The following is a 12,851-nucleotide window of genomic DNA, read 5'->3' on the forward strand; positions in this document are numbered from 1 at the left end:
TATGGGTAATTTTTTTACACTTGTTTCAATAGAAAATACAAAACTCTGGAAAAGACTTTCAACAAAAATAATGTTATTAATACTGATTGTAATTATACTAGCAGCAACAAGTATTGTGAAATATTACAATGTATCTCACAATGTTTCAAATACCATAAAAATTCCTCAAAATTGGAAACAAGAATTACAACAAAATATTGTTATGCAAAAAGTTCAACTAAAAGAACTTCAAGATGGAACAGATAAAATGTCGAAGTTCATGATAGGATCAACAAAAAAAGATATAGCTGAAAATGAATACAGAATTAATAACAATATCAAACCTGAATCTCAAACTAACATTTGGTCGAGGGTCACAAATTTTAATACAGTAGCTAGGTATAGTTTTATCATCGCACTTCTACTAATAATATCATGTTCAGCATTAGTTGCAGGTGAATTTTCAGAAGGAACAATGAAAATGATGATATCACGGCCTTATAAACGCTCTGAGCTTCTTAGTGCAAAACTAATTGCTACAATACTTTATGGTGTTGTACTTTTGGCAACAACATTTTTATTAAACTTTATAATGCTAGGTATATTTTACGGCTTCAATGGTTTGGGTGCTAAGGAAATGCTGTGGACGAGCAGCAAAATAATATATATACCGGCCGCACTAAAAACAATTATTATTTTTGGCCTTGATTTCATTACTGTACTTGTTTATGTAATATTAGCATTTGCAATCTCAGCAATATCACGTTCTCGCTCAATTGCAACTGGATTTTCTCTATTCTTCCTTTTAGCTGGTAGTGGTATTATGCAAATGTTAGCTATATTTTTCAGCTGGGGTAAATATCTTCCATTTGGAACTTCTGATTTTTCTAGCATTGTTAATACAGGAGCATGCATTGAGGGAACAACACTTGCTTTTTCGCTTGGAATAGCTTTTATATATTCTATAATATTCTGCTTCATTGGTTATTTTGCATTCGAAAAACGAGATATTTAACTTCTTTTTATTGAATATCTCAATCAATGATTCTATTTATGCTTAGTTTACAAAATAAAAAAGAACTAAACTGCTGCAACTGCTAGCTGTTTAGTTCTTTTTTAATATTACAAATGTGAAATTACTGCACTAATATATTTTACATAGACCTTTCTGCAAGTTTTGACAATGGACTTCTTTCAACATGTTCAAGTGTTACATGTCCTGTGATATTAAAAGGTTTCATTTTTTCAATTGTATAAACTAGACCATTAGATTTCTCATCCACTAAAGTATTATCAATTTGATTATCTGATGGATCACCTATAAACACAAATTTAGAACCAAAGCCAGCTCTAGTAAGCATAAGTTTTGCTAGATGCGGCGTGGTCTGCTGTGATTCATCAACTATAACCAATGCATCTGACAGAGTTCTACCTCTCATGTAAATAAATGTTTTCGTTTCTATTTGTCCACTTAGACGAAATCTTTCAATGAAGTTATCCACAGTTACTGCACTTCTTTTAACCTCGTGCTCATCTATTTTCTTAATTTTCTTTTCTAAGACCTTATTATTTTTAACTTTATCTTTTGCATCCATTAAATTCTCTACGGCATCATAAAAACTTCCCATCCAAGGTTTCAATTTTTCTTCCTCAGTTCCTGGCAGAAAACCTATATCATCACCTGCTGGAATAACTGGTTTCACAAAAATTACTCTTCTAAACAATTTTTGTTCTATTACTTTTTTAAGGGCAACCGCAGTTGATAAAATTGTCTTTCCTGATCCTGCTCCACCAGAAATTGTTACAAACTCTATTTTGGGGTCCATCAATAACTCAAAGGCCATCTTTTGCTGTTTATTTATTGGTGTTAATCCAAAAGCAACTTCATCAACATACTTTAAAGGAACTATCGCCTTACCATTAAACTTTCCAATTAACTTATATTCATTATTATCAGAACTTGTAATGTCTAAAAATTCATTTGGATATAAGGTAAAATCAAAGCCACTTGGCATTGCAATTCCCCCTCCATTTTGAATCTCATCCATAAGCTTTGACGTAAGTGTAATTTTTCTATAACCTTTATATAGTTCGCTAGCATTGACCTTATCATTTCTATAATCTTGCGTAACTATTCCTAGTGCATCACTTTTAATTGCCATATATAAATCTTTTGTAACTAAAATTGTAGCTATCTCTTTATTACTATCAGTTATATTTTTTGTTATAGCTAATATTTTAGTATCATTTTTGCTGAAATCAAAACCATTAGGCAAGCAGCTTGTATCGTTATTGTTTAACTCTATTCTTATAGTTCCGCCATTTGCAAGTGAGATGCCCTCATGTAGATTACCGATTTTTCTAAGATTATTTATCTCTCTGGCCGCACTTCTTGCATGATAACCCACTATGCCTTCTCTTTTCTTAAGGTTATCTAACTCTTCTATACATATTATTGGAATGATAATATTATTGTCCTCAAAATTATAAATAAAATTAGGATCGTGAACCATTACATTTGTGTCAATAATATAATTTTTAATCATTGCTGTCCCTATTAAACAAGGTATTAAAGGTGTCCCTTGCTTAATAAAGTTTCACCTCCTTATAATTATGTATATCTAAATTATATCACTAGATTACGTGAATTATGCATACTTAACATGGTCTTTACATTGATCTTTAAAAATTAATTTGTCTTAATAAATAAACGTACAAAAACCACTTCATTTCTGAAGTGGTTAATTTTTTACTTAGTTATTTTTTATCTTATTAATTTTTTAAATTCATCTGCTACAAATTGTACTTGTGTTCCTACAATAACTTGTAAACTTGTTTTACCAGGTCTAATTATACCTGATATACCTGCAGATTTTATAACTTTTTCATTTACATTTGTTTGACTCTTAATTTCTAAACGTAATCTAGTTACACAATTATCAACAGATACTACGTTTTCTTTTCCTCCAACACCTTGTAAAATGATAGATGCTATTTGTGTGTAATCATTGTTTGCAAGTGTTACATTCAATTCTTCACTATCATCATCTTCTCCTCTACCAGGAGTATTCAAATTAAATTTCACTATCATTAATCTGAATACTACATAATAAATAACACCGAATGCTAAACCAATTGGGAGAAGTAAAATAGGATTTTGAGCCATAGGAGCCTTAAAACTTAAAACAAAATCTACTAATCCTGCACTAAAGTTAAATCCAGCTCTAACTGGTAACGAAGCACATATAAAAGCCGAAATCCCTGTTAAACCAGCATGAACTAAATATAGTCCAGGAGCTAAAAACATGAATGCAAATTCTAGAGGCTCTGTAACACCCGTAAAGAAAGAAGAAATAGCAGCTGCGAGTAACAATCCATATACTACTTTCTTTTTCTTATCTTTAGCTGTATGGTACATAGCAAGCGCCCCTGCTGGTAAACCAAACATCATTACAGGGAAGAATCCAGTCATATACATACCAGTTACCCCTAATGTTCCTCCTTTACCTGACCAAAATTTACCAAGATCATTAATACCAGCTACATCAAACCAGAATACAGAATTAAGTGCATGATGAAGACCAGTTGGTATTAATAGTCTATTAAAGAATGCATAAATACCTGCACCAACAGCACCTGTATTTATAATTGACTTACCGAAGTTAACGAGTGCTCCATAAACAAGAGGCCATACAAAGAATAATATAAGAGCTGCGATAATTGAAACTCCTGCCGTTACAATAGCAACACATCTTTTTCCACTAAAAAAACCTAAAGCATCTGGTAATCTAGTGTTTTTAAATCTGTTGTAACAACTAGCACCAATTAAACCTGATAAAATACCAATAAATTGTGTTTCTATATGTCCAAACGCTGCTGATACAAGTTTAACATCTATTCCTTTAAGCATTGCTACAGTACCTGATGCTAATAAAGTTGTAATCATAAGCCAAGAAACAAGACCTGCTAGACCTGCTGTACCATCGTTGTCATCTGACATTCCGACTGCTATACCAATTGCAAATAAAATTCCCATGTTGTCAATTAGTGCACCACCTGCTTTTATTAAGAAAGCTGCAGCTACGCTGTTTGTGCCCCATCCAGTCGGATCCATCCAATAACCAATACCCATTAAAATACTTGCTACTGGTAAACATGCCACTGGAAGCATTAAAGATTTTCCGAGTCTTTGTAAATACTTCATCATAATAAAGTTCCCCCTTTAATTTTTGAATTTATTTTAAGGATTTTTACATCCAAAAATACATCATAATTTTTTGAAAATAAAAAAAGCTGAAAAGGATAATTTAATATTATCCTTTTCAGCTAATGCCCTAATTTAATCGGTTACACGCCTATATATAAACTCTATGATTGTTGTCTTTCTTATATTCTTATAATACATTATTTTTTTTCTATAAGCAATACTTTTTTTAAATTTTTACAATTTAATATTCCCTAAAATTTAAATTATAATTCATTATTTTAAGTTTCAATATTTTAAGTTTCAATAGTAGCTATTCTAAATCTTTCTATATGCATTGCTAAATATGCAATTTCATCCTCACCTACATTTTTTTCTAATTGTCTAATTAATATTTTAGATACCCCTTTAGCTATTTTATATGATAACCTATATTTAGATTTTATTTCTTTTATAAAATCATTTTTAATTAATGTGTTAAGTAAAATTCTTTTTATAGCGAATCTTAAATGGGTTAAAAATCTCGCATAATCTAAAGATGTTTTATCTATTTTAACTTCTATTTGCTGCTCTACATATTCAACTATTGAATTTATTAAGTATGTACTCTTTAAAGTATTAGATACCTTTCCAGAATTTCTAGCAGAATGAATATGTAATGCTATATACCCAATTTCACCCTCAGGAATATATACATTTATTTCATTTAGTAGTGTTTCTGCAACTTTTTCTGCCAATGTATATTCTATTGGATATAATGCTTTTATTTCCATAATAAATGGATTCTCTATTATCTCTTTATTTGAAAGTCTTTTTACTACATAGTTTAAATGATCCACTAATGCAACATGTATCTTTTCATCCAAATCTTCTTTTAATTCATTTGCTATATACGTTATCATTTTTTCACATAACATTAGGAATTCTTCATCAACATTTTCAATTACCTGTTCAAAACTCCTTAAATTATCTTCATCCTCAATAACAAATATCTTTTCAACTTGTGTATCTTTTTCTATTTTATCCCCAGACTTTTTACCAAATCCAATTCCCTTACTAAAAAGTATCCTTTCTACTCCGTTCATTTTTACTGAAACTATATTATTATTATAAGACTTTACTATGACAACTGGATCAGTAATTATTCTCATATTCCACCCCCCTTTTATATTTGATAGAAATCGTATTATATATGATAATCCGCCCATTTTAAAACTCCATGACGTATTAAATAATTTTTAATATTAAATTATATTTTATTCTCTTAAGTATCAGCCAATCTAAATACTAAGTTATTACATCTATAATAGCTTAGTATTTAGATTATTGTAAAGTCTAATTTACAAAATAACTCTGTTTAATTCCAAATAAATGAAATGTTATTAACTCAAGAAACTTATGAACCTAAAATTGACTATCAGCCACTATTTACCAAGCTAATAAATCATAAAAATAAGAAGTTATGATGCTTATAATTATGATATAATTTTACTATATAATATATACTTTACTATAGAATAAAGAACATAAAAGGTTTGGTGATAAAAATGGATGCGAAGATATTAGTTGTCGATGACGAAGTACAAATTACAGATACTATTGCATATGCCCTGAGACGTGAGGGATTTAATGTGGATGTTGCATGCGACGGTGAAGTTGCATTAAATAAAGTGAAAACTTTCCGCCCATTGATTTTAATATTGGATATTATGATGCCAAAATTTAATGGATATGAAGTGCTTAAAAGAATAGAAAATAGAAATATAATAGGAATAATTATGCTAACAGCAAAGAGCGATATTATAGATAAGGTTTTAGGCCTTGAGCTAGGCGCTGATGACTTTATAATTAAACCTTTTGACATGCGTGAACTTACAGCCAGGGTTAACTCACTTGTAAGAAGACTTGAGAAAGTGGCTATTAATGAAGACTTAATTTTAGGGAAACTCAAAATTAATAAATTATCGAGAAGAGCTATTATTGAAGATACCGCTATGGACTTAACTCCAAAGGAATTCGATCTTTTATCTTTACTAGTATCCCGTCCTGAAAGGGTGTATTCACGTGATGAACTTTTAGACCTTGTCTGGGGGAAAGAGTATATTGGAGGCACTCGTACGGTAGATATTCATATGAGGAGATTAAGACAAAAATTAGGAGTTTCAAATGAGGACATGCTCCAAACTGTTCATGGTGTAGGCTATAGGTCTACAGGATTACAGCATGAGAGTTAGTATAAGAACTAAATCTAATCTATTTCTTGCAGGGCTTCTGCTCCTTACAGTCATCATGCTAAGTTTACTTATACTTAGCGAAGTGAAAAAAGAACAACAAAGTCATTACGAAAATGAGCTCCGCCGCCAGACAAATGTTGCATCGCTTTATATCAATCAGTCCTATGCGCTAAATAGCAATCTGGATAATAAAGTATTTCTTAAAAGTAAGGGTCAAGAACTAGCAAGGCAAATTAGCATTCTTAGTGGCCTACCAGTAGTTTTATATGATATGGATGGAGGCAAAGTTGGAAATTCATTTCCTATGGACATAGATAATAGTATTATATCTTCATTGCCTTATGCTTTGAAGAATACAGTTGCATATAAAGTTGATGGTGAATCCCTTTATTATTTAGCTCCAATAAGTAATTCTAATGTTCAAGTGGCTGTTGTTGAGTTTATATATCCACTAAAAGAGAGTATTAATTTTATTAATAAGATAATTATGATCTTTGTGTATACTGGGAGTCTAGTATTTGTTTCGAGCTATATTATTGGTTATATTTATTTTAACAGGATAGTTAGTGATATTTTAAAATTAAAAAATCGCATAGACAGGATAAAGATAGGTAGTTCTAAAGGCTTTGAAATATTAAAAAGAAGTGATGAACTTAAAGACCTAGAGCAAGGAATATGTTTCATGAATGACAGGATTCAGGTAAATGTTAAAAATATGGAGTTGGAGCAAGAAAAACTAAGATTCGCTGTAGAAAAACTTAATATATTAGAAAAGCAGCAGAAATTTTTTATTGGGAATATAACTCATGAGTTTAAAACACCTTTGACTATAATTCGTGCCTATGTAGATTTAATAGAAATGTACACAGATGACCCTAAGCTTTTAATTGATGCTAAAAAAAGCATAAGTAAAGAAACAGACAGGCTTCTAGAAATGGTGGAAAAGGCGCTTCATCTTTCGTCACTTGAAAAATATGATTTTGAATTAAATGCAGAACCTATTGAAATTATGAATCTTCTAAATGGTATATGTGATCGTGTTAATATAAAGGCTAAAAAATTTGAATTAACCATTCATCGCGATTTTAAAGAGGCTTATGTATGGGCTGACCTTGAAAGTGTAATGCAGATATTTATAAATATAATGGATAATTCCATTAAATATAACAAACCAACCGGAGAAATCTTTGTAAGTAATTATATAGATAAATCCAATATATTTGTTGTAATAAGAGATACAGGAATTGGAATACCTCTCGAATTAAAAGATAAGATTTTTGAGCCCTTTTACAGGGTAGACAAAGAACTATCAAGGCAAACTAGTGGTATAGGTTTAGGTCTGGCATTAGTTAAGAAATTGGTTGAGATGCAAAACGGCACCATAGAACTTCTAAATGTAGAGGAAAAAGGTACAGCTATAAAGATTTCTTTCCCAGTTTATTTTAAAAGTTTACAACTTTGAAACATTTAGATATATTTTAGAAATAACTTGATGATATTATATCTATATGGAATAAAATATAACGGAATATGGGGGAATAATTAAACTTATGAAGAAAAAAGTAACAGCAATAATAATTTTACTATTAATAGTCGTTTTAGGAGCGGGTTCATTTTATGGTTATCTTTATTACAAAACTAAAAATTGGACAAGTCTTGTGTATCCAGGAGTTAAAATCGGAGATGTAGACATATCCGGGAAAACCCTTGCAGAGGCTAAAGATATGATAATCAGTAAAAATCAATCCGCTATATCAAAGAAAAATATAAATATTAATACACCATCTAAGACATATACTTTGAATTACGCAAAAATAAATGCGAAATATAATGTTGATGAGGTAGTAACTCAGGCTTTTAATTACGGTAAGAACTTAACTTTATATGAAAAATATAAGTTGATTAAAAAACCTGTGGGTAAAGTGCTTAACCTAAAATTCACCTACGACTCTAAACCAGTGAGTCAGCTAATTGCTACGATTAAAAAGGAAATTGACTCCCTTCCTAAAAATGGAAGCATTTCTAGAACAGGAGGTAATTTTAATATTACAGCAGATAAAAAGGGCTATAGCCTAATGAATGAACAACTAGAAAAGGAAGTCTTAAGTAAAATAAATGGAGATATAAAAACTCCTGATATAGTTGTAGAAGCAGAGATCAAAACTCTCTTAGCAAATATAACTAAGGAAAAACTTCAAACTATTAATACAACACTTTCAAGCTTTTCTTCAAGTTTTAGTTCTTCAGCATATGGTAGATCTACTAATATAACACTTGCAACAAAAAGTATAAATGGAACCCTTCTAATGCCAGGAGAAAGTTTTAGTTTCAATGGCACAGTTGGTAAAAGAACGGCAGCCAAAGGTTACAAACCAGCTCCCGTTGATATTGGCACCAAAGTAAGTACTGATTATGGCGGTGGAATATGCCAGGTCTCAACTTCACTATATAATGCAATAATAAGGTCAAACATTAAATCTACCGAGAGGAATCATCATTCCATACCATCAACTTATATACCTCTTGGAATGGATGCAACAGTAGATTGGGGGAATTTAGATTATAAATTTAAAAATACCTTAGACTTTCCCATTTATATCGAAAGTATTGTTCATAATAAAAAATTAACGTTTAATATTTATTCTAATTCCAGTCTAAATAATAGGTCATATAGTTTTGTAAATGAAATATATGCAGCTGTTCAACCTGGTCCTACAACATATATAGATGATCCTACACTTTTGGTTGGACAGGTAGTTCAAGAGCAAGCCCGTTTGATTGGGTATAAGGTAAGGTCATATAAAGATACTATTGAAAATGGCCAACTTATTAAACATGAACTAATTTCTAATGATAGTTATCAATTAAAAGCACAGGTCCTTAGATTAGGAACAAAGAAACAATAAGTTGTTTATAAAGAAGGAGCAATAAATATGTTATGTAGAAAAGTTCTTCTTATAACTACTGGCATTATACTCTTGTTTACTTTTTCAGCCTGTTCTCCGGAGCAGGACCCTAATCGGCAAGTAATTAATGTTGGCGGTAAGAAAATTACAGTGATAAAACGCGCTAATGACGTGGCTTATAAGGATTTAACATTACAAAAAATTAACAGTATAAAAGAAGTACGTGCATTCGATTGGATAGATGAGGATACCGTATTAATTTCCAAAGAAAACAAAGACTTACCCAAAATTACTACTGAAAATGGAATGATATATCCTCAGAATTTATATCTATATAACCTTAAATCGAACAAATCAACATTAATAATAACATCAAAACAAAATATGGGTAATGCTACTCTTTCGCCGAATAAAAAAAATGTATTTTATAAAGAAGGTGTAGATAACCTAACGGGCTTTATTCTGAGCCTTGAAACAAAACAAAGAATTCAGGTTACAAAACAAGACAGCATTTATCCTACAGAGGGACAATGGATAGATAATGATAATGTTGTCTTTAGTACCCTTCCTGAGGGTATTATTTACTCTGCGGGCACCAAAGGAGACCTTTCAATACTCGCAAATGCTAATGGAATAACTTCAAATACTATACAAATAAACAATGACCTGTACTATATCATTGGAGAAAAACTATATAAACAAGGAGTTAACACCACTAAAAGAGAGCTTTTAAGGGAAGACGTATCTTGGTTAATTCCCTCGGAGGATCATTCGCAATTAGCATTAGTAATTCATAATGATAAAACTAAAAGAACACTTACATTGGCTGATTTAAATGGAAAAGAGCTCGAATCCTTTGCTGATGGAACACAAATTATGGGCACGAGCTGGTCTAGTGATGGATCAAAACTTGCTTATACTGTTGCAGCGCAAAGTAATTGCGACGCAGGGCTGTTTGTAGTTGATACTAAAAGCAGTAAAATAGTACAGCTTGCTGTAGATATACAATATATTTCTGATTCCGTCAAGTGGAGCCCTTCTGGGAAAAGGTTACTTGCTTCAAATTTTATTTCCCAAAACAGTAAACCCGCTGTAACATCATATATCATAGATTTAAAGTAGCTTTAGTGGACCTCTTTAATTATATTAATTAATAGCCTTAATCTGTCAGTATCTATCTCTCCAACTACTGATTTATCATTCCTAACTGCAGTTCCAAAATGGTATTGAGGGGCATTTGTTCCCTCCATAACATCTTTAATATTTTCAAAGTTCAAACCTCCACCAACTATCACATTGATATGTTTTGATTTTTCTACCATCTCTTTTATAACAGGAATATTTTTAGTTAAATTCCCTTTCCCACCAGATGTAAGTACATTTTTAATTTGGCTATAAGCACATAAAATCCCTATCCCTTTAACCAGATCTGCAAGTTCATCTATAGCCTTATGAAACGTTACGTCAATTCCATCACAAGCTTCTAGCAATTTCTCTAAAGAAGATATACATATTTCATTATGATCATTTAAAACTCCAAATACTACACCACTTGCGTTTAATTGTTTTGCAATCTTAATATCTTCTACCATAAGCTCAATTTCCTCATCTGTATATATAAACGATTTGCTGTGTGGTCTTATCATAACATTTATTGGTATATTAGCAGTTTGGACTGCTCTTTTTATAAGTGAATAGCTAGGTGTCAAACCTCCTTCAGACAATGCACTAACTAGCTCTACCCTACCCGCACCACTTTCCTGAATTCTTTTTACATCTTCTAATGTTGCTGCAATAATTTCAATCATTTTGCAAACCTCCTGTATGAAAATCAATCTATATTTCTCTATTTGTTATTTTACCACAAATAATTAATAATAAAACCCCCTTAAATAAACACTATTTTCATGTCTAAATTAAGAGGGTATAGTTACTATAGTCATTGGAGCTAATAGATTTAAACTTTATTCTTAGATGACATTTTTGTCAAATATGATAGTATTAATCCAAAAATTATAAATCCTACTGGTCCACCATAAGTCTTAAGTATTGGAATTATTGCATGCCAAAAATCCTTAGTTCCTGCAACTTCTCCCCATCCGGCTCCAAAGAATGCTAGTACTCCTAATACAAAAACAACAATTGAAGCAACCATAACAGCTGCTTTGGATTTTAGCATTACAAATGGAGGTACGTTACCTTTTAACCTAAACATTAAATAGGCATATGAAAGAACAATATACGGTATTGCAAGCGATAGCGCTGATAATGTAGTTAATAGATTAAAGAATTTATCTATAGATTTAAGTCCCGCAAGTGGTACTATTATTAATACTAATAATATAACGCATTGAACCCAAAGTGCATTAACCAGTGTTCCATCTTCACGTTTCTTAGTTAAAAATTTCGGGAATGTACCCATAGGAACCTCCGAGAACATAGCTCTAATTGGTGACTCGAGCCAAACTACGAATGCTGCAATAGATGATATAGTTAAAATAAATGCATATATTTGAACAAATATTTTACCATTTAAACCCCAGTTTTCTGCTAGTATCTTATAAACCACATAACCTGCATCCTTAACTCCAGCTTCCTTTATTAATTCAGGTGATGCAATTAAGCATATTGCAAGGGATCCAAGTATATAAGCACCTGCTACAAATGTAGTTGCTATAATAACAGCCTTTGGAAAAACTTTTTTAGGATTTTTTACATCCTTAATGTAAGTTCCTGCCACCTCAGCCCCTGCTACAGCAAGAATAAGCCATGAGAAAGTTGAAAAATAATCAGCATCAAATTTTGGAATAACTGTTGCCGCCGTGAAAGATGTAGCAGATGGTTGCTTTCCAAGTAATACTCCCACAACTGCAAACACTATAAATATAACTGTGACAGCCAAAGTTAATTTTCCACCTAAATCACTGATTTTAGAGAATCTTTTAACTCCAGTTGTTGCTACGTATGTTAATACAATTGCAAGTCCAACGCCTATCCAAGGCAACAAATATGCATTTGCATCATTAAATCTATTCTCACCAAAAATAGTCCATGATATCATCACGGGTATTCTTGAAAAGACCAATTGCAAATAAAATAAATTAGCAACAAAGTATGACCAAGTACCTATAAATGCCCATTTAGGTCCAATTGAGCATTCTATCCAGTTGTATAATCCGCCCTCTTTGTCTTTATTTGCAGAAGCTAGTTCTGCAATCATTATTGATAAAGGTAGAAAGAATAATAGCGCAACTATAAGCCATGACGGGATAGCCGCTGGTCCAAGTGTAACTGCATTTGATGCAATATTACCAAATCCAAAGGTTGGAACAAATATTAACATTACCAATGTCCATAGACCAAGTTTTTTCTTGTCGTTCATAATTTCACTCCTTAAATTTTTAATCATTAGTTTTATGGCACAAATTTTATGCAATAAAATTTTATGCAACCTTATAGTATTCTATATAATGATGTAAATCCCTCTAATATATTATTATAATTAGTTTATTTAAATAAATTCAGTTA

10 protein-coding genes are annotated in these 12,851 nt (G+C 31.3%); 5 read left to right on the forward strand and 5 right to left on the reverse strand.

Going from position 1 to position 12,851, the window contains the following annotated elements; genetic code table 11:
• The first annotated feature begins 1 nt into the window (after window position 1).
• Window positions 2–994 (forward strand): ABC transporter permease, encoded by a 993-nt coding sequence (locus KPL55_RS11985; protein ID WP_216306967.1) that lies wholly within the window; start codon window positions 2–4, stop codon window positions 992–994.
• Between the two features lie 139 nt (window positions 995–1,133).
• Here KPL55_RS11985 and KPL55_RS11990 read toward each other — a convergent pair whose 3' ends face one another.
• The 3 genes from KPL55_RS11990 to KPL55_RS12000 all read right to left on the reverse strand — a co-directional run bounded on the left by KPL55_RS11990 (window position 1,134) and on the right by KPL55_RS12000 (window position 5,334).
• A complete protein-coding gene (locus tag KPL55_RS11990) occupies window positions 1,134–2,525 on the reverse strand; it encodes a PhoH family protein (protein ID WP_216306968.1) in 1,392 nt (463 codons plus the stop codon).
• A 218-nt stretch (window positions 2,526–2,743) separates the two neighbouring features.
• Window positions 2,744–4,186 carry an N-acetylglucosamine-specific PTS transporter subunit IIBC gene (gene nagE / locus KPL55_RS11995; RefSeq protein ID WP_216306969.1) on the reverse strand — a complete coding sequence of 481 codons (1,443 nt, stop codon included), beginning with the start codon at window positions 4,184–4,186 and terminating at the stop codon, window positions 2,744–2,746.
• Between the two features lie 293 nt (window positions 4,187–4,479).
• Window positions 4,480–5,334 carry a PRD domain-containing protein gene (locus KPL55_RS12000; RefSeq protein WP_216306970.1) on the reverse strand — a complete coding sequence of 285 codons (855 nt, stop codon included), beginning with the start codon at window positions 5,332–5,334 and terminating at the stop codon, window positions 4,480–4,482.
• Between the two features lie 396 nt (window positions 5,335–5,730).
• Here KPL55_RS12000 and KPL55_RS12005 point away from each other — a divergent pair, with 396 nt between their 5' ends.
• From KPL55_RS12005 to KPL55_RS12020, 4 genes are all read left to right on the forward strand, one after another.
• Window positions 5,731–6,417: a response regulator transcription factor gene (locus KPL55_RS12005; protein ID WP_216306971.1), complete on the forward strand. Its 687-nt coding sequence runs from the start codon at window positions 5,731–5,733 to the stop codon at window positions 6,415–6,417.
• Window positions 6,407–7,879 (forward strand): sensor histidine kinase, encoded by a 1,473-nt coding sequence (locus KPL55_RS12010; protein WP_216306972.1) that lies wholly within the window; start codon window positions 6,407–6,409, stop codon window positions 7,877–7,879. The genes KPL55_RS12005 and KPL55_RS12010 overlap by 11 nt, the downstream gene beginning before the upstream one ends.
• Before the next feature lie 88 nt (window positions 7,880–7,967).
• A complete protein-coding gene (locus KPL55_RS12015; protein WP_216306973.1) occupies window positions 7,968–9,323 on the forward strand; it encodes a VanW family protein in 1,356 nt (451 codons plus the stop codon).
• Between the two features lie 27 nt (window positions 9,324–9,350).
• Complete coding sequence (locus tag KPL55_RS12020) at window positions 9,351–10,445, forward strand: TolB family protein (protein WP_216306974.1); 1,095 nt, start codon at window positions 9,351–9,353, stop codon at window positions 10,443–10,445.
• 2 nt (window positions 10,446–10,447) lie between these two features.
• On the opposite strand, the gene KPL55_RS12025 is transcribed toward KPL55_RS12020, so the two are convergent.
• Both KPL55_RS12025 and KPL55_RS12030 read right to left on the reverse strand, forming a co-directional pair.
• Entirely contained in the window at window positions 10,448–11,131 is a 684-nt protein-coding gene (locus KPL55_RS12025) for a copper homeostasis protein CutC (RefSeq protein ID WP_216306975.1), read from the reverse strand.
• A 149-nt stretch (window positions 11,132–11,280) separates the two neighbouring features.
• Window positions 11,281–12,705: an amino acid permease gene (locus KPL55_RS12030; RefSeq protein ID WP_216306976.1), complete on the reverse strand. Its 1,425-nt coding sequence runs from the start codon at window positions 12,703–12,705 to the stop codon at window positions 11,281–11,283.
• Window positions 12,706–12,851: the final 146 nt, after the last annotated feature.

The organism is Clostridium lacusfryxellense (genome assembly GCF_018861735.1).
Taxonomy (GTDB): domain Bacteria; phylum Bacillota; class Clostridia; order Clostridiales; family Clostridiaceae; genus Clostridium_AD; species Clostridium_AD lacusfryxellense.